The following is a 22512-nucleotide window of genomic DNA, read 5'->3' on the forward strand; positions in this document are numbered from 1 at the left end:
TGAATGAAGCGCGCACTGATAACCGGCATCACTGGTCAGGACGGCTCGTATCTGGCTGAGCTGCTGCTTGAGAAGGGCTACGAGGTCCACGGCATCATTCGTCGGGCATCCACCTTCAATACGGACCGTATCGACCATCTCTACCAGGATCCGCATGAGGAGGGTGTCCGGCTCTTCCTGCACTATGGCGACCTCACGGATGGCACCGGGCTGCGCCGGATCGTGGAGAGCGTCCGTCCGCATGAGGTCTACAACCTGGGCGCGCAATCGCACGTGAAGGTCAGCTTCGATCAGCCGGAGTACACGGCGGACGTGGTGGGCACCGGCACGCTGCGGCTCTTCGACGCGGTGCGCGACTACTGCGATACCACCGGTTGTGCGGTGCGCATCTACCAGGCGGGGTCGTCGGAGATGTTCGGCGCGGCGCCGCCCCCGCAGCGGCTCGACACACCGTTCTACCCGCGCAGTCCCTACGCCGTGGCAAAGGTGGCCGGGTACTGGTACGGGGTGAACTACCGTGAGGCATACGGGATGTTCATCGCCAACGGCATCCTCTTCAACCACGAGTCGGAGCGCAGGGGCGAGACCTTCGTCACCCGCAAGATCACGCGGGCGGTGGGCCGGATCAAGCACGGGCTCCAGGACAAGCTGTTCCTGGGCAACCTCGAGGCCAAGCGCGACTGGGGCTATGCGCCCGATTACGTTGAGGCGATGTGGCTGATGCTCCAGCAGGACGTGCCGGGCGACTACCTCATCGCCACAGGAGAGGCGTACTCGGTGCGGGAGTTCGCCGAAGCGGCCTTCGCAGAGGTGGGGCTCAACTGGCAGGACTACGTGGAGATCGATCCGCGGTACTTCCGGCCAACGGAGGTGGACTACCTGCTTGGTGAGGCCACAGCAACACGCGAGCAGCTCGGTTGGCAGCCAAAGGTCGGGTTCGCAGAGCTGGTGAAACGCATGGTGGCGTACGATCTGGAGCTGGCTGCACAGGAGAAGACGCTGAGCGACGCGGGCCACAAGGTGAACCTTCGGAGCGTGACGCATGGATAAGACGTCCGGGATCTACATTGCCGGCCACCGGGGGCTCGTGGGATCGGCGATCGTGCGGCGGCTCGAGGCTGCCGGGTACACGAACCTCATCACGCGAACGCACTCGGAAGTGGATCTCACGGACCAGGCGGCCGTGGAGGCATTCTTCCAGGCTGAGCGACCGGAGTACGTCTTCCTCGCCGCGGCCAAGGTGGGCGGGATCCTGGCCAACAGCACCTACCCGGCCGACTTCATCCGTGAGAATCTGCAGATCCAGACCAACGTGATCCACTCGGCATACCGCAGTGGCGTCAAGAAGTTGGAGTTCCTCGGCAGCAGCTGCATCTACCCCAAGCTCGCACCGCAGCCCATCAAGGAGGAGTACCTGCTTACCGGGCCGCTTGAGCCCACCAACGAGGCGTATGCGATCGCCAAGATCGCGGGCATCGTGATGACCAACAGTTATCGGCGACAGCACGGCTTCAACGGCATCAGCCTGATGCCCACCAACCTCTACGGGCCTGGTGACAACTACGATCTCCAGAGCTCGCATGTGTTGCCGGCCTTGATCCGCAAGTTCCACGAGGCAAAGGTGCGTGGCGAAGGTGAGGTTGTCGTGTGGGGTACGGGTGCCCCGCTGCGCGAGTTCCTGCACGTGGACGACCTCGCGGATGCAGCCGTCTTCCTCATGGAGAATTACGACGAAGAAGAGATCATCAACGTCGGAGTGGGCGAGGACATCTCGATCGGCGACCTCGCGCGTCTGGTGGCTGAGGTAGTGGGATTCGAGGGGGAGATCGTGTTCGACACGTCGAAGCCCGACGGAACGCCACGCAAACTCCTGGATGTCTCGCGACTGTTCGACATGGGCTGGCGCCCGAAGTTCGACCTGCGGAGCGGTATCGAGGACGCGTACCGATGGTTCGTGGAGAACGTGGGGTGAGCGCAGGGGTGGCGCCTCAGTTCCTGGATCGCACCACGCGGAAGCGCGTGCTGGTGTGGGTGCTGCTCATCGTTGACGCCGTGACGCTGCTCATCGCAACGCTGGGGGCCACGTGGATCCGCTTCTCGACGTTGTATGCGGGCGTGGGCATCGAGAACATCAGCGCCGACGTGTCCTACTGGCAGGTTGCGTTCGTGGTCTGGGCGCTGTGGTTGGGCATGCTGTACCGGGAGGGCCTCTACGACCTGGAGCGGCTCACCTGGGGGGCCGGGGAGTTCTCCCGCGTGCTGCGTGCGCTCGGCATCGGCGTGGTGGGGTTCATCCTGCTCACGTACGTGCTCAAGACTCCAGGTCTGTCGCGTGCCTGGACGCTGCTCGCGTTCGCCATCGCGGTGGTGACCGTGAGCGGAGGACGACTCGCCGTGCGCACATGGCTGCGTCGCCAGCGGCTCGCAGGCCGCATGCATCGCCGTACGCTCGTTGTGGGCGACAACGCTGAAGGCGAGCGCATCGTGCACCGTCTGCTCGACAGTCCCGAGCAGGGGCTTACGCCGGTGGGATGCCTGGCTGCGGCCCGTGCGGACAGTCTTGCGCTCGATTACTGCTCGGAGATCGTCCCCAAGCTTGGGTACGCGCGGGAGATCGCCCGGGTGGTACGGGAACATGAGATCGACACGGTGATCATTGCCGGCTCCGCATTCGAGCACGAGGTGATCTCGCGCATCATCAGCGAGCTCCGCGACATCGACGTTTCAACCCATGTGTCGTCGGGTCTCTTCGAGGTGCTCACCTCGCGTGTGCTCGTGCGCGACATCGCCGGCGTTCCGCTCATGACGGTGGCGCCGGTGTCGTTCTCGGCGGCGAATCTCCGCACCAAGCGCGTGTTCGATCTCACGCTGGCCACCCTCGGCGTGGTCCTCGGCCTGCCTGTGTGGCTGCTGCTGATCGCCGCGATCAAGATCGACTCGCGGGGTCCGGTCTTCTATCGACAGACACGCGTGGGCAAAGACGGCGCGGAGTTCGGCATGTTCAAGTTCCGGTCGATGTACAGAGATGCTGACGAGCGGCTGAAGGAGCTGCGGGCGCAGAACGAGGCCACCGGTCCGCTCTTCAAGATGAAGAACGATCCCAGGGTCACGAAGGTGGGGAAGTGGATGCGGAAGTTCTCGATCGACGAGTTCCCGCAGCTGCTCAACGTGATCCGCGGAGAGATGTCGCTGGTAGGCCCCCGGCCTCCGCTGCCGCACGAGACCGAGCAGTACACAGACCATCACTGGCGCCGCATGGAGGTCCCGCCGGGGATGACGGGGCTGTGGCAGGTCTCCGGCCGCTCGTCGCTCACGTTCGATGAGATGATCCGCCTCGACCTCTACTACATCGAGAACTGGAGCGTGGGCTTCGACCTGTCGCTGCTCATGCGCACGGTCCCGGCAGTGATCTTCGCTCGCGGGGCGTACTGAGGAGGGGCGGCCACCCCTCGACACGTCAGTGCGGTGTGGTACATTCTCTAGAATCCTAGATTACATAGGTAGGCCTGGTTGTCCTGTCGGGAGGGGTGTGTGGCCGTGGGTCGTTCGAAGTCCCGCTGGATCGGCGTAGGGATCGTTGCCGCGCTGGTGGCGGCGATGGTCGTGCCAGGGGCAGCAGGAGCGGCAACTGGCGCGGTGGGGGCGCATCCCGCAACCAGCAAGGTGCTCCGTTCGCTCGCCACCGCGGAGGGTGCGGTCTCCGGCATCAGCATCGCCGAGACGCCCGATGTGGGCGGCACGCCGGCTGAGGCCGATCCGCTGACTCCCGGGGTGATCGCCGGTACGCTCGGCTTCGACTCCGACGCGGTGGACGTGTACGCGGTGGGCCTCACAGCCGGGCAGCTGGTGGGCGTCACTCTGGATGGTTCCGGGCTCGGCTTCAACGCCGACGCGCTCCTGTACGCGCCGGGCACCACCGACATCCTCGCCACTGCTGCGCTGGCCGGTACGATCGGCGACGCGTTCCCCAAGAGCTTCACCTATCGCATCGAGACCACCGGCACCTACTACGTGGCCGCTGTTGCCGCGGCGAACATGGGCGACTACACGCTGTCGCTCGCGGTGGGCGCGTGGAACGCCGACGGGGACAGTGAGATCCCGGGGACGGCGGGCACATCGCCCGAGTCGGATACGCTCGACCGGATAGCGGACCCGGACGACGTCTACAGCATCGCGCTTGCGGAGAACGAGCGACTCACGGCCACGATCACCTCGTGGGACGCCGGCGTGGACCCCGAGCTCTACCTCTTCGGGCCGGAAGCCACGAGCGTTCTGACGGCGCTGCCGCGCGCTGCGAATGTGAGCGGCGATCCGCGCACCCTCACCTTCGACGTTCCGGCTGGCTCCGGCGCTGACGGCACCTACTACCTCGACGTGCGGGCCGCCTCGGGCAGTGGGGCATACGACCTGGAGTGGAGCGTCACCACGATCCCTGCGGGCACGTGGGAGAACGTGGGTGACGCCACGCCGCTGACGATAGACCCCACCAACGTGGTGCTGGATGTGGCCACAGCGGCCAACCGTGTGTTCTCGCTGCCGCTTACGGCTGGCGACCAGCTCGACCTCAGCCTGCTCACCGGCGCCGGTGCGGACTTCGATCTCTACGTCTACGGCCCCGGCGCCACGAACGTCTTCACCGACCAGCCCGTGGCGTTCTCCAACGGCTTCGGCCTTACGGAGTCGCTCGTCTACGACGTCACCACCAGCGGCACCTACTACATCGAGGTGCGCGCGTTCTCCGGCGCGGGCACTGGCATGCTCAGCTGGGAGGTTGGCGACACACCTGTTCTCGACGCCACACAGCGCATCTGGGGACCCAACCGGTACGACACCGCTGTGCGCGTGTCGCGGTCGACCTTCGCGGCCGGCAGCTGCGAGACCGTGGTGCTCGCCACCGGTCAGGCGTTCCCCGACGCGCTCTCCGGCAGCGGCCTTGCGGGCGCGTACGGGTCGCCGCTCCTGCTTACGCCCACCGCGTCGCTGCACGCCGGCACGCTCTCTGAGATCGAGCGGCTAGGCGCGGAGAACGTGGTGATCGTCGGCGGCACCGTTGCGGTGAACGCCGGTGTTGAGACCGCGCTCAAGAGCGAAGGCCTCAGCGTCACCCGCGTGAAGGGCAACGACCGCTACGAGACCGCTGCCGCGGTGGCGCGCGAAGTAGTGCGCCTGAACGGCCCCCACGCCGAGCAGCCGTTCTTCCTGGTGCGCGGCGATGAGTTCGCCGACGCGCTCTCGGCCGCACCCATCGCGTATGCCAACGGCTTCCCGGTGCTCCTCACCGCGGTCGACTCGCTCCCGGCGGCCACCTCGGCCGTGATAGGCCAGGCCGGGCTCGACGAGGCCGTGATCGTGGGCGGCACCGCAGCCGTGTCGTCGCGTGTCGCCTCGGCGGTGGGCGCGCTTCCCGCTGTGCGCACCGTGCACCGTGAGGACGGCCGGAACCGCTACGAGACCGCCGCCGCGCTCGCCGATTACGCGGTGCGCATGTGGTGGGCCGAGAACACGTACGTGGGCGTGGCCACCGGCCTCGACTTCCCGGATGCCCTCGGCGGCGGCGCCGCTGCCGGGGCCAACGGCGGCGTGCTGCTGCTCACCAACCCGGCGGCCCTTTCGGGCGAGACCGGCAACTACCTCAAGGTCTCCAAGGCCGACGTGCTTGCGTCCAAGGTCTACGGCGGCACTGCGGTCGTGAGTGACGCGGTAGTTGGCATGATGGATGCTGCGCTCGAGTAGGATTCTGCTGCTTGGCAGGCAGTCAGGATAGGTAAGGGGGAGACGCCCGTCGCAGATGCGGCGGGCGTCTCCGTGTGCGGGTCGCGGGCCTCCCGGCGCACACCGGAGACCACTTCTCCTGCACGCGAGGCGCCGGACGTGGTAGAAAAGAGCGTCGCGGGCATCCGCAGGTCGCGGGCATCCGCGTACCACACATCCGGCGAAAGGTCGTCCCGGCAATGCGCATCATCGTGATCGTGGGAGCCAGGCCCAACTTCATCAAGGTGGGGCCGCTCATGCCTGCCTTCGCCTCGGCCGGGATCGACGCCCGGCTTGCGCACACCGGCCAGCACTACGACGCCGCGATGTCGGACGTCTTCTTCGACGACCTGGAGATCCCTGAGCCCGCGTGGTTCCTGGGCGTCGGAAGCGGCACGCACGCGGTGCAGACCGGCACCGCGATGATGAAGCTCGAGGAGCTCTTCAGCGCCGAGCGTCCCGACGCTGTGATGGTGGTGGGAGACGTGAACTCCACGCTGGCCGGCGCGCTCGCCGCCGCCAAGCTCGGCATCCCGGTGGTGCACCTGGAAGCCGGCCTCCGGTCGCGCGACATGTCGATGCCCGAGGAGGTCAACCGCCTGGTGACCGACCAGCTCTCCTCGATGCTGCTCACGCCGGTGGCCTCGGCGGGGGAGAACCTCATCGCGGAGGGCGTGGACCCTGCGCGCATCCACTTCGTGGGCAACATCATGGCCGAGAGCGTGCTGCGCAATCTGCCGCGAATCGAAGGTCGCGAGGTGCCTGTGCGTAGCGGGCTGGAGACGGGCGGCTACGTGCTTGCCACGGTGCACCGCCCCGAGAACACCGATCACCCCGAGCGGCTCACCGCGATCGCGTCGGCGCTCTCGTCATCCCCGCTGCCGGTGTTGCTCCCGGCACACCCGCGCACGCGTCCGTTGCTTGCCGAGGCGGGTCTCGACACGAGCGGGTCGGCCGTACGGCTGGTTGACCCGGTGGGCTATCTCGACATGCTCACGCTGCAGCGCGACGCTGCGGCGATCGTCACCGACTCCGGCGGCGTGCAGGAGGAGGCGTGCATGGTGGGCACCCCGTGCGTCACCGTGCGCCGCAACACCGAGCGCGAGATCACCGTGGAGGTGGGCGCGAACCGCCTGGTACCCGCGGATGCGCTGGCGATCAGGGAGGCGCTCGGCAACGCTCTCGTACGCCGCGACGGCTGGGAGCGCCCCGAACGGTGGGACGACGAGGTGGCGTCGCGCGTGGTGAGCGCGCTCGAGAGCGGGGTGCTGCCGCTCTCCGGCTACTAGGGGAGCAACGCGGGCGAGAACCGATACGGGTGTGGAAGCCGGACCACGAAGTGGTGGTTCGGCTTTCGTTTTGAGAATGGTGGACGCCCTGCCGTAGCGTGTTCAAGTGGGTGTTCCGACGGAGCGTGCAGGGCAAAGGGAATTCTATGACGTGAATGACCAAAATATGCTACATTGACAGCATGAGATTCTCAGAACTTGTGGATATCGTTGGCAGCGAGCCGGTGTTCAGCACGGGCCTGTTGTTGGCTGCGGTGGACGATGTACCTGCATTGCAGCGTCAGCTGTCCGGTTGGGTGCGCACCGGTCATCTCGTTCGCGTTCGAAAGGGTCTATATGCACTCGCCCGGCCGCATCGCAAGACCGAGCCGGATCCGTTCGTGGTTTCGAATCGGCTCGTCATGCCCTCGTATGTGAGCCTTGAGTCAGCCCTGCACTTCCACGAGATGATTCCGGACGTAGTGCAGGGGGTCACGGCGGTAACGTCCGGCCGGGTGGCTGAGTACGAGACACCACTCGGCCGGTATATGTTTCACCATGTGTTGAAGGACCGGTTCTGGGGTGCGGAGTTGGTGAGCGTCTCGCACGGTCAGGAGGCGCTCGTGGCATCGCCGGAGAAGGCGCTGATCGACCTGTTGTATCTCACTCCGGGCAGCGATCATCCCGCCTATATCGAGGAACTGCGGCTTCAGAACGGATCGCGGATCGATCGGGACCTGATGGGGGAGATGGTGGCGCGTTTCGGAAGCAGGAAGGTCGAACGTGCCGTGCGGCTGGCTTGTGAGTATCTCGATCGCGAGGCGGATGGCTGGGTGGTCCTGTGAAAGACATCCTTCGTGCTGAATTAGCAGCCGCGCCCGGCATGCCCGGACGACATGTCATGCGCGAGTACTTGCAGGTGCGTCTTCTGGAGGGACTTCAGAGCGTCGGTGTCAGTGCCGATCTCGCGTTCCACGGAGGGACAGCGCTGCGGCTGCTCTACAGAACACCGCGGTTCTCGGAGGACCTGGACTTCGCGGTGCTGCGCGTAGACACGTCCTTCGATCTCGTCTCAGCGCTCACCGGCGTGAAGCATGAGCTCGATCGCGAGGGCTACGACATCTCGATCTCGGTCAAGACGACAACACCAGTGCACAAGGCGATGATCAGGTTCCGTGGTCTACTGCGTGAGATGGATATGTCTCCGCTCGCCGACGAGACGATGCTCATCAAGTTGGAGGTGGACACGAATCCACCCGGGGGTGCTGGCATCACGACGAGTCGCATTCCCAGGAGGTTCGGCCAACCTGTTCGTGTGGCACATCACGATCAGGAAACGCTGTTGGCTGGCAAGCTCTCGGCGGTGTTGACTCGTGGCTGGGTGAAGGGTCGCGATGTGTTCGATCTCGTCTGGTACGCGGGCAATAGGGAGTGGCCCGGGCCGAACCTGGGCTACCTGAACGCTGCGATCACGCAAAGCGGGTGGACGGGACCCTCGGTCACCGGTGAGAACTGGCGCTCGCTCGCATGGGAGCGGCTATCGGCAGATGCTGACTGGGAGACCGTGCGTCGGGATGTCCAGCGTTTCGCACTACAGCCCGGTGTGGTTGAGATGGTGAGCGCGGATTCGGTTCTTGAGGCGCTGGGCGTCTGATGTCGCCCCGCCCCGCCCCACGCCCCCTATGGTGGTGAGGATATTCATCCGCTATTCTATTCGAAACGTTTTGGCAACATGACGCCCGTAAGATGTGAAGGTAGGGCGGATGGCGCGCTTCACACGGCGTGCCGAGGCGACCGGCAAGGCAGACACAATGGAGGGTAGGGTTATGAAACGATTGGCAGCAGTGTTGTCACTCGTGCTGGTGCTCGGCCTGGTACTCCCGGGCTGCGCGGCGGACGAGGGCACAACGGACTCCGGCGATTCCACGTCGGGCGGGGAAGCCACCTCGGGCGACCCCATCATCATCGGTTCGGCCCTGTGCCAGACCGGTATCCAGGCGCCCCTCGATGAGCCGGCGCTCCGCGGCGCTCAGCTCGCGGTGGACGTGCTCAACGAGCAGGGCGGCATCCTTGGCCGGCCGGTCGAGCTCCGCGCCATGGACGGCCAGAGCGACCCGGTGGTCGTAGGCAACGTCGCCAAGCAGCTGATCGCTGAAGGCGCCGTGGCCATCATCGCCCCGAGCGACTTCGACTTCGGCGGCCCGGCCTCCCGTGAGGCCCAGGCCAACGGCATGGTGGGTATCTCGCCGTGCGCCTCGTCGCCGCTCTACAGCTCCACCGCTCTTGGCGACAAGCAGTTCACGATGTCGATGTGGAACACCACCATGGGCGCCGTGATGGCCGAGTACGCGTACAACGAGCTTGGCTACCGCACCGTCTACGTGATCACCGACGACTTCATCGACTACACGAAGAGCCTCTCCGAGTACTTCATCGTGGCGTTCGAGGAGATCGGTGGCGAGGTCTACTTCGAGGACACCTACACGCAGGGCCAGGCCGACGCCTCCGCGCAGGTCGCCCGCATCAAGGACCTCCCCGAGCAGCCCGACTTCGTGTACGTCTCGTCGTACATGCCCGACCTCGCGCTCATCATCCGCACCCTGCGTGAGAGCGGCATCGACGTGCCGGTCGTGGGCGGCGACTCCTACGACGACCCGGCGCTGTTCGAGGCGCTCGGCACCGAGTACGGCTCGGAGATCTACTTCGACACCCACAGCTACATGTCCGAGGAAGGCCACCCCGACTACCCGGCGTTCGAGGCCTCCTACGAGGCGAAGTACGGCGACAAGCCTGACGCCGTGTGGATCCTTCCCGGCTACGACGCCGTGATGGTCCTCGCCGAGGCCATGGAGATCGCCGGCAGCACCGACGGTGCCGAGATGGCCACCGCCATGGAGACCTCCACCTTCGAGCTGCTCACCGGTACGCTCGAGTGGGGCGACGCGTCCACGGGCCACGAGCCCAACAAGGCCGCGGCCGTTGTGGAGCTGAACGAGGGCGTTCCGTCGTTCATCGGCTGGATGACGCCGGAGTTCCTCCCCGCGCCGTAGTGATAACTGGATGACGCATGGGGGAGAGTCCGCACGTTGGGACTCTCCCCCCGTGCGCTTCGCACCTGCACGTGGCACCAGTAAGAGAACCCGGAGAACCGCATGCAATCTAGCGAACCGGGGGCGGGCAGCGTTCTGGAGGTCTCGCACCTCTGCAAATCGTTCGCTGGCCTCAAGGCCCTCGATGATGTGAGTTTCACGGTGAGGACGGGGGAGATCCTCGGCCTCATCGGCCCCAACGGATCTGGCAAGACCACGCTGATCAACGTGGTCACCGGGCTGCTGCCCGCCACCAGCGGCACGGTGGTGATCGACGGCCTGGACATCACCAAGATGAAGGGCCACCGCGTGGCCCGCGCCGGCATCGGCCGCACGTTCCAGACGGTCCGGCTCTTCTCGGAGCTCACCGTGCTGGAGAACGTGGAAGTGGCGGCCGTGAGCATGGGCCAGCCGCGCCGCAAGGCGATCCACGTGGCGCGCGAGCTCCTCGAGCAGCTCGATCTGGTGCGCTTCGGCGAGAGCCTCGCGAGCTCGATCCCCTTCGGCCACCAGCGCAAGCTGGAGATGGCCCGCGCGCTTGCCATGAAACCCAAGTTCGTCTTCCTCGACGAGCCCGCTGCGGGCCTCAACGAGGAGGAGTCCGACGCCTTGCACCACCTCCTCAAGGACCTGCCCGAACGGTTCGGCATCGGCCTGGTGGTGGTGGAGCACGACATGCGGCTGATGATGAACCTCTGTCCGCGGCTGCACGTGCTCAACTACGGCAAGACGATCACCGAGGGAACACCCGCCGAGGTCCGCGCCAACGAGCAGGTCGTGACCGCCTACCTAGGGAGCAGTGCATAGACCATGGCGATGCTCACGGTAGAGAACCTCGAGGCCTCCTACGGCGCGATCCGCGCGCTGCACGGCATCTCGATCAACGTGGCCGAGGGAGAAGCGGTGGCGCTCCTAGGCGTCAATGGTGTGGGTAAGTCCACCACGCTGAAGTCCATCATGGGCGTGCTCCGTCCGGTGAAGGGGACGATCACCTTCAACGGCGAGGAGATCACCAACAAGTCGCCCGAATCGATCGTCCGGCGCGGTATCTCGCTGGTGCCGGAGGGTCGCGACATCTTCGGGGCGCTCACCGTGGAGGAGAACCTCCGCCTCGGCGCCTACGTGGGGTACAAGCGAGACCGGTACCTGGCCGACCTGGACGAGATGTTCGAGCTGTTCCCGATCCTGAAGGAGCGGTTCCACCAGGCTGGCGGACTGCTCTCCGGCGGCGAGCAGCAGATGCTCGCCATCGCGCGGGCGCTCATGGGACACCCCAAGCTCATCATGCTCGACGAGCCCTCACTCGGCCTGTCCCCTGCGCTCACCGACCAGATCTTCGAGCTCATCAACACGCTCAAGGAGCGCGGCTCCACGATCCTGCTCGTCGAGCAGAACGCCGAGCGGGCGCTCGAGATCGTGGACCGGGCGTATCTGCTGGCCAACGGCCTGGTCGAGCACGAGGGCACGGCGGCCGACATCCAGCGTCAGGTGGACGTCGCGGCCGTGTACTTCGGCGGCGGCAGCGACGACTCCGACTCTTGCGAGGTGACACTGTGATCGATCTGGAGTTCCTGATCAGCACGCTGTCACTCGGCAGCCTCTATGCGCTGCTCGCGCTGGGTCTCGTGCTGGTATACGGCATCCTCAAGCTCGTGAACTTCGCCTACGGCGAATACCTGATGGTGGGCGGGTACGCGATCTACCTCTCGGCCACCTATCTCAACGCGCCCTGGTGGCTCACGCTGATCTTCGCCGTGCTCGGCGCGGTCCTGGTGAGCTACCTGACCGAGCTCGTGGCGTTCCGCCCGGTGCGGAGCAAGTCGCCCAACGCGCTCATCATCACGTCGTTCGCGGTGAGCATGTTCCTGCAGAACATCGTGCTCATCCTGATCTCGTCGCGCGCCCGTCCCGTCTCGCTGCCCGCGTTCTTCTCGGCCCGCGTGACGATCCTTGGCGCCACCACCCCGGTGCGCAACCTCGTGATCATCGGTGTCACGGTGGTGCTGCTCACCGCGCTGTCTCTGATCATGAAGAAGACGGTCCTCGGCATGGCGATGCGCGCCGCCGCCGACCAGTTCACCACCACGCGTCTGATGGGCGTTCCCGCCAACGTGGTCATCTCGGCCGCGTTCGTGATGAGCGGTCTGCTGGCCGGTGTGGCGTCCATCTTCTGGGTGAGCCGCTCGGCCTCCGTGGATCCGCTCAGCGGCGCCGCGCCGCTGCTGATCGCGTTCATCGCGGTCGTCATGGGCGGCATGCACAGCACGGTGGGCGCCGTGGTGGGCGGTTACGTGTACGGCCTGATCTTCAACCTGCTGAGCATCACGCTCCCCGCGAGCATGATCAGCTACCGCGACGCGTTCATGTTCGCGCTCGTGGTGTTGTTCCTGCTGTTCAGGCCCGAGGGCATCGTCAAACGCGGCTATACCGAGGAGCGTGTGGGATGAGCGGTATCCAGAACATCACTGCATTCGTGAAGCGTCACTCCACGCTGCCGGTGCTCATGGTGCCCATCATCATCGCGGGCATCCTCATCAGCCTGTTCGGCTCCCGGCTTCTGATCGACGTCTTCACCTTCTTCTGCATCAGCCTGAGCCTCGCGCTCGGCGCGCAGATGATCATCGGCAACGGCGGCGTGCTGGCGTGGACCCACGTGGGATTCGTGGGCATCGGCGCGTATGTGACCGGCATCCTGGTGACCCCGGTCTCCGTGAAGGAGATGGGCGTCCCCAACATGTACCCGTTCCTGGTGGACCTGCAGATGCCGGTGCTGCCGTCGATCGTGGTCGCGGGTCTCGTGGCCGCAGCCATCGCGGCGGTGATCGCGTACCCGCTGATGCGCCTGAACGACTTCGCAAGCGTCATCACGCTCTTCGCCACCCTCGTGGTGATCCACGTGGTCATGACCCAGTGGGACAACGTCACCAACGGCCCGCGCACGTTCTTCGGGCTGCCGCAGTGGACGACCCTCACGATCGCGCTCATCGCGGCGATGCTCGCCATCGCGGTGGCGTACTACTTCCGCGAGTCTGGCCTCGGCCTGAAGCTCAGGGCCACGCGCGACGACCGCCACGCGGCCGCCGCCATCGGCATCAACATGATCAACGTGCGGTACCTCGGCTTCATCCTCTCCGCGCTCGTGGCGGGCGTCTCGGGCGGGCTGTGGGCGCTCTACATCACCTCGTTCTCGCCCAAGGCCTTCTACATGGCCGAGATGTTCATGCTGCTGGCCATGCTCGTGATCGGCGGGGCGGGCAGCGTGTCGGGCGCCACGGCGGGCGCGGTGGTGGTATCGGTGGCGCGCGAGTTGCTGCGCCAGACCGAGTCCACCATCAACAACGCCCATGTGCTGCCATTCGAGGTCTACGGCCTTGCGCAGCTGGTTATGGCGGTGCTGCTGGTGGTAGTGCTTATCTGGCGCCCCAGCGGCGTCATCGGCGGTCAGGAGCTGCGCTGGCCGCTGTTCAAGCGGAAGGACAGGGCGGAGGACGCTGCCGAGCAGAAGCTCGCAGCGTGACGCCCCGGTACTGTTGCTACGGCAAGGAGGTACGACATGTCGTCTGAACTCACCCGTGACACCGCGTTCTTCGGCTTCTCGCCCGAGCTCGGCGCGGCGCTTCGCGCCAAGCAGGGGGAGAAGCTGCACCTCACCACGCACGACTGCTTCAGCGGTCAGCTCAAGACTACGGCTGACACGCTCGACTCGCTCGACTGGTCGATCACCAACCCGGCCACCGGGCCGATCTACATCGAGGACACCAAGCCGGGCGACATCCTGCGCGTCGACCTGCACGAGGTCAAGGCGCACGGCCCGTCGGTGATGGTGGCGGTGCCCGAGACCGGCGCACTCGGTCATCTCATCACCGAGGAGGAGACCGCGATCCTCGAGCACACCGAGGACACGGTGAAGTTCAAGGACAAGGTCGTGGTGAAGCAGAAGCCGATGCTCGGCGTGATCGGTGTCGCCCCCGAGGACGGCACGATCCCCAACTCCACGCCCGGTCCCCACGGCGGCAACATGGACTGCAAGCTCATCACGAGCAACACCCGCCTGTACCTCAAGGTATCCGTTGAGGGCGCGCTCTTCGGCTGCGGCGACATGCACGCCGCCATGGGCGACGGCGAAGTGGTCATCTGCGGCGCGGAGACGCCCGGAGAGGTCACCCTCACCCCGCAGGTGGTGGACATCCCCGACCTGCCCACGCCGTTCATCGAGAACGACGAGCTCGTGGCTGTTGTCGCCTCGGCCGAGTCGACCGACGCCGCCTACAAGATGGCGCTCGACATGATGCACGCGTTCCTCACCAAGGTGGCCGGCATCCCCACCAACGATGCCGCGATGCTGATGAGCCTCGTGGGCGACCTCAAGTTCTGCCAGGTCGTGGACCCGCTGCTCACCGTGCGGTTCGAGTTCCCCAAGAGCGTTCTGGCCGACTACGGGTACACGCTGCCCGAGTAGGACGCATCCCGAAGGCCCCGGTGCCGGCAGCGAGCCGGTAGCCGGGGCCTTCGTGTGCCCGGGGCGGATTCGCCCGTGCACGTTCGCGCGCTGGCGGATTCGCTCACGCCATGCTGTGGGATGTACCTGGTAGTGAGTCTCACTGGTGAAGGTGCCTGTCCGGCAGCGGGCGCACGGGGAGGACCTATGTGCCCAGAGCAGCTCGACGCTGAGGCCGTTCGCGACGATGTCGCCCTTCTCCTCTCGGTGAGCATGGAGCTTGCCGAGTCGCTCGATGTCGACACCGTTCTACAGACCGCCGTGGAGGGCGCTACCCATGTGCTGGGGCTCGGCAGCGGTGCGATATACCTGCTGCGTGACGACGAACTCGTGCTGGGCGCGACCACACCCCCGTTGCCCGCTGACTTCCCCGCGTCGCTCCGACGCGCGGCGCTGGCGGACCACCCCCACGTGCGTCGTTCCGTGGAGTCCCGCACCCCGATCTTCATCTCGAGCGTTGCCGCGGCCGACTTGACGCCAGAGGAGGCGAAGGCCGTTGAGGGCAGGGGGCTCGTCTCGCTGTTGTACGTGCCCGTGGTGGCGCGTGACCGAGCGGAGGGCGTGCTCATCGTCGGCACTACGACGGAGAAGGCGGAGTTCACACAGCGGGAGGTGGATCTGTGCCGAGCGCTGTCGGTGGAGATCGGGTATGCGCTTGCAAACGCACGGCTCTATGAGAGCGTGGAAGCGGCGGCCCGAGATCTGCGCGCGGCATACGATGCCACTCTGGAGGGGTGGTCGCGGGCGCTCGAGATGCGCGACCGGGAGACCGCCGGCCACACGGAGCGGGTCACCGCTCTCGCTGTGGACCTCGGCCGGGCGCTCGGTCTGCCCGAGGATCGGCTCGGCGATGTGAGACGCGGCGCCCTGCTGCACGACATCGGCAAGATGGCCGTGCCCGACTCGATCCTGCGCAAGGGCGACAAGCTCACCGATGCCGAGTGGGAGACCATGCGCAAGCATCCCGAGTACGCGTACCGTCTGTTGTCGAGCATCAACTACCTTGCCCCCGCGCTGGAGATCCCGTACTGCCACCACGAACGATGGGACGGGAGCGGCTACCCCCGTGGGCTGAAGGGCGCCGAGATACCGCTGGCGGCACGCGTATTCGCGGTGATCGACGTCTACGATGCGCTCACCTCCGACCGTCCGTACCGTCATGCGTGGACGCAGGAGGCCGCGCTCGAGCACATCCGCTCACGGGCCGGGATCGACTTCGACCCCGCCGTGGTGGACGCGTTCGTCCAGCGCGTATCCGCCTCCGGGGAAGGCGCGTCACTACCCGCTGCAGACCGGGGCTAGCGCGACCACGCACCCTGCACTACAATGGTCGCCGTCGCTCCAGCGACGTTCGGGCGATTAGCTCAGTGGGAGAGCGCTTCCTTCACACGGAAGAAGTCACAGGTTCAAATCCTGTATCGCCCACCAGTTTCTCCGGAGGCCTCGGCATATACGCCGGGGCCTCTTGTCATATCCAGATGTGCAGACAGGGCGATCCTTGTCAGCCGCGTCCTGTGCCACTCCGCCTCCGCAAAGCTCGGCACTTGTTGTACGGTTTTTGCATCGATATAGTAATCGTATAACGATTGGAGCCGTCCCTATGGAGACAGTAACCATCTCTCCTAAGTACCAGGTGGTCATCCCTAAGTCGGTGCGCAGACAGCTGCGCCTCGTCCCGGGGCAGAAGGTGCAGGTCATCGCATTCGGCGACCGGATCGAGTTCATCCCGTTGAAGCCGGCACGCGAACTTCGCGGCATGCTGCGCGGGCTGGATACCACCTTCGAGCGCGAGCGGGAGGACCGGGCGTGAACGTTGTCGACTCCTCGGCATGGCTCGAGTACTTCGGCGATGGCCCCAACGCCGAGGAGTTCGCGTTGGCGGTCGAGGACACCGAGGATCTTGTCGTGCCAGCACTGACCCTGTTCGAGGTGTTCAAGCGAACCTTCCAGATCGCCGACGAGAGTACGGCGCTCGATGCCGTCGGCGTGATGATGCAAGGCACGGTCGTCGATCTTTCGGCCTCGCTGGCATTGGATGCCGCACGGCTGTCGCTCGAGTCGGGGCTTGCGATGGCGGATGCCATCATCCTTGCCACCGCGCGCTCGCACGAAGCCGTGCTGTGGACACAAGACGCTCACTTCGACGGTGTGGACGGCGTCGAGTTCCGTCCCAAGCGGTAGGGAGTGCCTGCGGCAGGTCTGGTACTCCTTGGCGGCACACACGCCGGCCGTCCGCGAACAACCGGCACCCGTATGGGTACATTCACGGTGTCCTGGTTGTGTCCGCGTACGTGAGGAGGACCCCGATGCGTTCTCGACGGTTCGTTCTGCAGGTCATTGCAGTGGTTCTTGCTCTCGCACTCACGCTACTCGCAACAGCATGCGGTTCGTCGTACGGCGATCCCGAGCCGACGCCCGAGGCCTCATACGTGGGGTCGCTTGCGGGTTAGCCACGCCAGTTGATCTCATGCGGGTACGATACGGCCCCGGCATCGCCGGGGCCGTATCTGTGCGGAGGGTCCGGCGGCTCTACCCGATCGCCCGGTCCCGCGGGATCGAATACAGGTCGTACCACGGTCTGACGCGCTCGAAGACCGCGCTTGCTGCAAGCACATCCATGTCGGCGTAGCGGTTGCCGATGATCTGCAGCCCGACCGGAAGACCGTCAGCATCGAGTCCGGCGGGTACCGTGGCAGCCGGATGTCCCGAGTAGTTGGTGAAGAACGTCATGCAGTACCCGATCAGCCGGTTGACGGGGATCCCGTTGATCGTGTCGGGGCCGAGGGTGTTGCGATCGTCGGCGTTCTTCACCGGCGGGCAGGCCATCGTGGGAGTCACGATGAGGTCGTAGTCGTTGAGCACGCCCTGAAGACCGTTGTACACGGTGGTTCGGGCCGACTGATCTCTGTACACGTCGAGCGGGGTGAGCTTCTGCGCACGCTCGATCCAGTACAGCACCTCATCGGGCATCTGGTCTCTGAGATCGCCGAGATAGTCGAGGCCCTGCTGCTTCAGTCCGTCAAGCAGTCCGACCATGAAGGTGCCGAGGATCTGCGACCACATGTCACCGATGCGTTCGCCTGTTTCCACTTGGTCGAAAGCGAAGCCGGGTGAGACCTGTTCCACCGTGGCTCCTGCCTGCCGGAACGCGTCGAGCGCCTGCTCCACCACAGCGGTCACCTTGGGGTCAACAGGGTAGACGTCGAGGTCGGGACTGTAGGCGATCCGCCAACCTTTCACGGAGCCCTGAAGTGCCGGAGTGAAGTCGACCTTCTCCGGAAGCGAGATCGGGTCGGTAGGATCATATCCGTTGAGGATGTTCAGGCCGATGATCGCATCTTCAACGGTGCGCACCATGGTGCCCTCGGAAGGGAACACGAATCCACACATGAATCCGTTGGGCTGCATCGCAAAGGGGATGCGGCCTGCGGAGGCCTTGTAGCCGAACAGCCCGCACCATGACGAGGGGATGCGGATCGAGCCACCGCCGTCGTTTCCCTGCGCGATGGGGAGCATCCCGTCCGCGACTGCAGCGGCGCTTCCGCCGGATGACCCGCCCGAGTTGCGCGATGGGTCGAAGGGGTTTCCTGTGGGACCGAAGAGAGGGTTGTCGCACGTGCCCCGGTACGCGAGGACCGGGCTGTTCGTCTGCCCGACGATTATCGCACCCGCCTCCTGCATTCGCTCCGCCCACATGCCGTCTTCGGTGGCCTTGAAATCCGCGAACGCCTCCAGGCCCCCGAATGTGAGTCCCGAGCCGGTGCGGCTGCCAACGAAGTCCTTGGTTGCGGTTGGGACGCCGTGCAGCGGACCCACATCGGCGCCCGACATCAGCGTGCGCTCGGCCTCGGCTGCGTCGGCGCGGGCCCGGTCGTAGTCGAACATCACCAGTGCGTTGAGGCTCGGGTTCCTTTGATCGATGCGCTCGATGAACGCGTCCACCACTTCCACTGGTGAGAGTTCGTGCCGTCGGATGCGGCGCGCCAGATCGGCAGCGGTCACATACGCGAGTTCGTCGGATAGCGGCATGGTGCATTCCTCCCTGCGGTCGACGTACAGTGCCGCGTGATGCGGAGCGACCACACGGTGCGAGTGGATTTGCGGGCAGGGTTCCGGGGCGGGACGCCGGCATGCGCGGATACTCTATGGGGTACCCCGAGGGCGGTCGCGGAAACCTGATGACGCCGTAGGCCCCCGTGAGAGGCGGCGCTCGCTCGGTGAGCGGGGCTCATCTCGCGAGCGGGAAGCGGGGACTGCGCGGCGATCGCTTACACCCAGAGGCGCCCCAGGATGTCGTATGCTTCTCGAAGGGAGCACCATGCCTGGGCGGCACGTTCCTTGCAGCGTCGTCAGACACTACCGATCCACGCCCGCTCGGCACAGCGGACGCAAAGACCATGGAGGCACCGATGAGCCGGGTGGCTGCACGACCCCTTGTGCTGGTGCTGTGCGTCGCGCTCGCGTTGGCTCTCTTGCCCGGTCTCGCGGCGGGCGAACCACGTGATCCGGGCGTCGCGCCCGTGGGTGACTCCGCTTCCGGCGGCAGGTACGCCGAGGGCGAGATCATCGTGCAATTCGACTCCGGGATCTCGGTCGCCGCTGCCGAACGGCGCGTGAATGAGCGCCTGGGCGGACGCATACGGGCCTCGTACCCGCGGCTCGGCGGACTCGCCGTTGTAGAGCTCGATCCCGATGTGAGCGTGGAGGCAGCGGTCGAGGCCTACTCGGCCGATCCGGATGTGCTCTACGCACAGCCCAACTACGAGTACCGCCCCGCCGTGATCCCCAACGATGAGTACTTCGCCGTCCAGTGGGGCCTGCACAACACCGGACATTACGGCACCGCCGATGCTGACATCGACGCGCCCGAGGCGTGGGATATCGAGACCGGGTCGGCAAACGTAGTGGTGGCCGTGATCGACACCGGCGTGGACTACACCCACCCCGACCTCGCCGACAACATGTGGGTGAACCCGGGAGAGGTGCCGGGCAACGGCATCGATGACGACCACAACGGCTACATCGACGACGTGCATGGTGCGGATACGTACCGTGGCGACGGCAACCCGATGGACACCCACGGGCACGGCACGCATGTGGCCGGGATCGTGGGGGCGAGCGGCTACAACAGTATCGGCGTCTCGGGAGTGAACTGGGACGTCAGCGTGATGGCGCTTCGCGTGGCCGACGATGCCGGCACCATGTGGGGCTCGACCATCATCGAGGCGATCGACTACGCGCGCGCGCAGGGCGTCAAGGTGATCAACTGCTCGTGGGGCGGTGAGGGCACGGATGCCATGATGTACAACGCGATGGCCAACACGCCCGGGGCCCTCTACGTGTGCGCCGCGGGGAACGACGGCATCGACCTGGACGGCCCGGAAGACTTCTACCCGGCCGGGTGGGACCTTCCCAACATCCTCACCGTGGGTTGGAGCGACCAGTCCGATCAGCCGTCTGCGTTGTCGAATCACGGGGCCACGTCGGTGGACGTGTTCGCTCCCGGACAGACGATCTTGAGCGCCGTGCCGTGGACAGGATCCCCGGACACGAGTTACGCCTACATGAGCGGTACCTCCATGGCGGCGCCGCACGTTGCGGGTATCGCGGCGCTCATGCTCGCGGACGATCCCTCTATGAGCACAACGCTCCTGAAGCGCGCCATCATGGCCTCCGCAGACGAGAAGGCCGCGCTTGAGGGCGACTGCGTCACCGGCGCAAGGGCGAACGCGTACGGGGCGCTCACGTGGGCCAACACCGCCCCCGTTGCCGTGGACGATGCGGCCACCACCACCTGGGGTGACCCGGTCACCTTCAACGTGCTCACCAACGACACCGACGCCGAGGGCGATCCGCTGGTTGCGGTGAAGAAGACGAACCCTCCCTCGGGCACGGTCTCGCTTGCGGCTGACGGGCGCGCGACATACACGCCACCGCCTGCGTTCACGGGCGACACGTCCTTCACGTACACAGCGCACGACGGTCTCGCCGAGTCAGCGCCGGCCACGGTGCGCATCTCGGTCGTGAACACCGCCCCCACTGTTGGCGACCGGAGACTGTACACGCTCGAGGACGAGCCATTGGCGGTCGATGTCGAGCAGTACGCGTCCGACGCACAGGGTGATCCGCTCACGTTCGAAGTCGTGAGCGGCCCTGCTCACGGCAGTGTGGACCTCGATGCATCGGGCAGCGGCGTCTACACGCCGGACGCCGACTGGTCGGGAACCGATTCGTTCACGTACCGGGCGCATGACGGATTGGCATGGTCGGCGGCGGGCGAGATCACGATCGACGTGCTGGCCGTGGGCGACCCGTTGCGCGTTGTGGAAGTCGCGGGCAGCGACCGCATCCGCACCGCCATCGAGGCCGCGCGGCTGGCCTATCCCGACGGTGCGTCCACCGTGATCGTCACCACCGCGTTCAACTGGCCCGACGCACTCGGCGGGGCTGCGCTCGCAGGCACGCTGGATGCGCCGATACTGCTCACCGCGCCGGACGCGCTCTCTTCGGCCGTGGCGAGCGAGGTGCGTGCCCTCGGAGCCACGGAGGCTGTCGTGCTGGGCGGCACGGCCGCCGTGAGCCCTGAGGTGGAGCAGGCCTTGAAGTCGATCCCCGGCTTGACGTCGGTGCGGAGGGTCGCCGGCGCCGACCGCTTCTCCACCGCGCGTGCGGTGGCGTACGAGGTGCGTCGCGACTCCGACGAGTACGACGGCACCGCCTTCGTGGTGACGGGATTCGACTTCCCCGATGCGCTGGGAGCCTCACCGCTGGCGGCTGCACACGAGTGGCCGATCTACCTCGTCAACGCGGCCACCGGGCTCGACGACGCCACCGTGTACGCGATGCGCGCGGCCGGCGTGACCACGGCGATCGTGGTGGGCGGGGAGAGTGCCGTGCCGTCAGCTCTTGAGCGCGACCTGGGCACGAGAGTGGGGTGCGCCACCGTGCGCATCCAGGGAGCCAACCGTTATGAGACCGCGGTTCGCGTGGCGGCGTACGGCGTGAACCAGAGCGGGCTGTCGTGGGACAAGGTGGCGCTTGCCACCGGCGAGGACTTCCCTGACGCCCTCTCCGGTGGCGCGCTGCAAGGGAAGAGCGGCTCGGTGATGGTGCTCACGCCGCGCACCACGCTCAGCGACTCGGTGCGCACGACGTTCACCACCCACTGGACCGAGGTCTTCGAGGTGCGCTACATGGGCGGCACCTCGGCAGTGAGCACGTCGGTGAGGAGCGCCGCCGAGGCTGCACTGAGACCGCTGGAGTAGCGAGGTCCCGGCGGGTACTCGACCGGGATCGTCGGGTCCTGCGCACGATGCGGCTGCCGCCGAGCCTCTTGGTCCGGAGGCCGTCATGTATCGATACCGCCCTGGAGTGCAACTTTCTGGCGATTCAGTGAGCCATGTCACACAGTATCGAGCCTCGATAACCGATTAACGAACAATAAGGATCAGTACCCGATCCGAGAGGCGCCGTGGTGCGGATGTGGTTCGAGATGCCGGAGGTGAGCCTCATGGCGCGATACGAACCTGAGAGTGGCGCAGTGGTACGCGATGCGCTGATGAGATGCCTGGCAACGGAGCATGGTGCCCTGTTCGCCGAGCAGCAGCGCGCGGTGGGGCTGGACGCCAGCGACCAGGCGGTGGCAGGCACCATCGAGGGCATGGTGCGGCTCGCATTCCAGCAGGTAGGCGGCGACTTCGACCACCCCACGATGGCCTCTCTCATACGGGTGACGAACCTTCTCGCGGAGCGCTCGCTGCAGTGGGGAGCCTCAGCGGACACGGTCTTCGCGTGCCACACTGACCTCACGCGCCGTATAGGGATGCTCTCGTAGCGCGTTCCGCACGAACCCCCCTCTGCACGTGTCCTTCGTGTCCGGATGTCGCACGCCGTCATGCCCTGATGC

20 protein-coding genes and 1 tRNA gene are annotated in these 22512 nt (G+C 66.0%); 20 read left to right on the forward strand and 1 reads right to left on the reverse strand.

Translation table 11 applies throughout. From position 1 onward, the window contains the following. Positions 1 to 3: 3 nt before the first annotated feature. The 18 genes from gmd (at position 4) to MSB02_RS01065 (ending at position 17056) form a co-directional block, all read left to right on the forward strand. On the forward strand, positions 4 to 1050 hold the full coding sequence (gene gmd, locus MSB02_RS00980; RefSeq protein WP_267193347.1) for a GDP-mannose 4,6-dehydratase: 1047 nt from the start codon (positions 4 to 6) through the stop codon (positions 1048 to 1050). Beyond that, positions 1043 to 1972, forward strand: coding sequence for a GDP-L-fucose synthase (gene fcl, locus MSB02_RS00985; protein ID WP_267193348.1), 930 nt, complete (start codon positions 1043 to 1045; stop codon positions 1970 to 1972). Before gmd ends, fcl begins: the two co-directional genes overlap by 8 nt. Beyond that, positions 1969 to 3432 carry a sugar transferase gene (locus MSB02_RS00990; RefSeq protein ID WP_267193349.1) on the forward strand — a complete coding sequence of 488 codons (1464 nt, stop codon included), beginning with the start codon at positions 1969 to 1971 and terminating at the stop codon, positions 3430 to 3432. The genes fcl and MSB02_RS00990 overlap by 4 nt, the downstream gene beginning before the upstream one ends. A 105-nt stretch (positions 3433 to 3537) precedes the next feature. Further along, positions 3538 to 5733: a cell wall-binding repeat-containing protein gene (locus tag MSB02_RS00995; RefSeq protein ID WP_267193350.1), complete on the forward strand. Its 2196-nt coding sequence runs from the start codon at positions 3538 to 3540 to the stop codon at positions 5731 to 5733. A gap of 218 nt (positions 5734 to 5951) precedes the next feature. Beyond that, complete coding sequence (gene wecB / locus MSB02_RS01000) at positions 5952 to 7040, forward strand: non-hydrolyzing UDP-N-acetylglucosamine 2-epimerase (RefSeq protein ID WP_267193351.1); 1089 nt, start codon at positions 5952 to 5954, stop codon at positions 7038 to 7040. Between the two features lie 182 nt (positions 7041 to 7222). Beyond that, positions 7223 to 7864 (forward strand): type IV toxin-antitoxin system AbiEi family antitoxin domain-containing protein, encoded by a 642-nt coding sequence (locus tag MSB02_RS01005; protein WP_267193352.1) that lies wholly within the window; start codon positions 7223 to 7225, stop codon positions 7862 to 7864. Between the two features lie 56 nt (positions 7865 to 7920). Then, complete coding sequence (locus MSB02_RS01010) at positions 7921 to 8673, forward strand: nucleotidyl transferase AbiEii/AbiGii toxin family protein (RefSeq protein WP_267193353.1); 753 nt, start codon at positions 7921 to 7923, stop codon at positions 8671 to 8673. Positions 8674 to 8845: 172 nt separating this feature from the next. Further along, positions 8846 to 10069, forward strand: a complete 1224-nt coding sequence (locus tag MSB02_RS01015; RefSeq protein ID WP_267193354.1) for an ABC transporter substrate-binding protein — start codon at positions 8846 to 8848, stop codon at positions 10067 to 10069. A gap of 102 nt (positions 10070 to 10171) precedes the next feature. Next, a complete protein-coding gene (locus tag MSB02_RS01020) occupies positions 10172 to 10915 on the forward strand; it encodes an ABC transporter ATP-binding protein (protein WP_267193355.1) in 744 nt (247 codons plus the stop codon). A 3-nt stretch (positions 10916 to 10918) separates the two neighbouring features. Continuing rightward, complete coding sequence (locus tag MSB02_RS01025) at positions 10919 to 11665, forward strand: ABC transporter ATP-binding protein (RefSeq protein WP_323748476.1); 747 nt, start codon at positions 10919 to 10921, stop codon at positions 11663 to 11665. Next, the gene (locus MSB02_RS01030; RefSeq protein ID WP_267193356.1) at positions 11662 to 12555 is read left to right on the forward strand and encodes a branched-chain amino acid ABC transporter permease; all 894 of its coding nucleotides are present in this window, start codon (positions 11662 to 11664) and stop codon (positions 12553 to 12555) included. The genes MSB02_RS01025 and MSB02_RS01030 overlap by 4 nt, the downstream gene beginning before the upstream one ends. Beyond that, on the forward strand, positions 12552 to 13625 hold the full coding sequence (locus MSB02_RS01035; protein WP_267193357.1) for a branched-chain amino acid ABC transporter permease: 1074 nt from the start codon (positions 12552 to 12554) through the stop codon (positions 13623 to 13625). The genes MSB02_RS01030 and MSB02_RS01035 overlap by 4 nt, the downstream gene beginning before the upstream one ends. Before the next feature lie 36 nt (positions 13626 to 13661). Then, complete coding sequence (locus MSB02_RS01040) at positions 13662 to 14567, forward strand: acetamidase/formamidase family protein (RefSeq protein WP_267193358.1); 906 nt, start codon at positions 13662 to 13664, stop codon at positions 14565 to 14567. A 186-nt stretch (positions 14568 to 14753) separates the two neighbouring features. Then, the gene (locus tag MSB02_RS01045; protein WP_267193359.1) at positions 14754 to 15908 is read left to right on the forward strand and encodes an HD-GYP domain-containing protein; all 1155 of its coding nucleotides are present in this window, start codon (positions 14754 to 14756) and stop codon (positions 15906 to 15908) included. A 51-nt stretch (positions 15909 to 15959) separates the two neighbouring features. Next, positions 15960 to 16034, forward strand: a tRNA-Val gene (locus MSB02_RS01050). A gap of 172 nt (positions 16035 to 16206) precedes the next feature. Next, complete coding sequence (locus MSB02_RS01055; protein ID WP_267193360.1) at positions 16207 to 16416, forward strand: AbrB/MazE/SpoVT family DNA-binding domain-containing protein; 210 nt, start codon at positions 16207 to 16209, stop codon at positions 16414 to 16416. Beyond that, positions 16413 to 16787: a type II toxin-antitoxin system VapC family toxin gene (locus MSB02_RS01060; RefSeq protein ID WP_267193361.1), complete on the forward strand. Its 375-nt coding sequence runs from the start codon at positions 16413 to 16415 to the stop codon at positions 16785 to 16787. The genes MSB02_RS01055 and MSB02_RS01060 overlap by 4 nt, the downstream gene beginning before the upstream one ends. A 125-nt stretch (positions 16788 to 16912) precedes the next feature. Next, the gene (locus tag MSB02_RS01065; protein ID WP_267193362.1) at positions 16913 to 17056 is read left to right on the forward strand and encodes a hypothetical protein; all 144 of its coding nucleotides are present in this window, start codon (positions 16913 to 16915) and stop codon (positions 17054 to 17056) included. Positions 17057 to 17135: 79 nt separating this feature from the next. Here MSB02_RS01065 and MSB02_RS01070 read toward each other — a convergent pair whose 3' ends face one another. Beyond that, entirely contained in the window at positions 17136 to 18635 is a 1500-nt protein-coding gene (locus MSB02_RS01070; protein WP_267193363.1) for an amidase, read from the reverse strand. 380 nt (positions 18636 to 19015) lie between these two features. Here MSB02_RS01070 and MSB02_RS01075 point away from each other — a divergent pair, with 380 nt between their 5' ends. Then, positions 19016 to 21871, forward strand: a complete 2856-nt coding sequence (locus MSB02_RS01075; RefSeq protein WP_267193364.1) for a S8 family serine peptidase — start codon at positions 19016 to 19018, stop codon at positions 21869 to 21871. A 245-nt stretch (positions 21872 to 22116) separates the two neighbouring features. Then, on the forward strand, positions 22117 to 22440 hold the full coding sequence (locus MSB02_RS01080) for a hypothetical protein (RefSeq protein WP_267193365.1): 324 nt from the start codon (positions 22117 to 22119) through the stop codon (positions 22438 to 22440). Positions 22441 to 22512: the final 72 nt, after the last annotated feature.

This window comes from Anaerosoma tenue (assembly GCF_023161965.1).
Taxonomy (GTDB): domain Bacteria; phylum Actinomycetota; class Coriobacteriia; order Anaerosomatales; family Anaerosomataceae; genus Anaerosoma; species Anaerosoma tenue.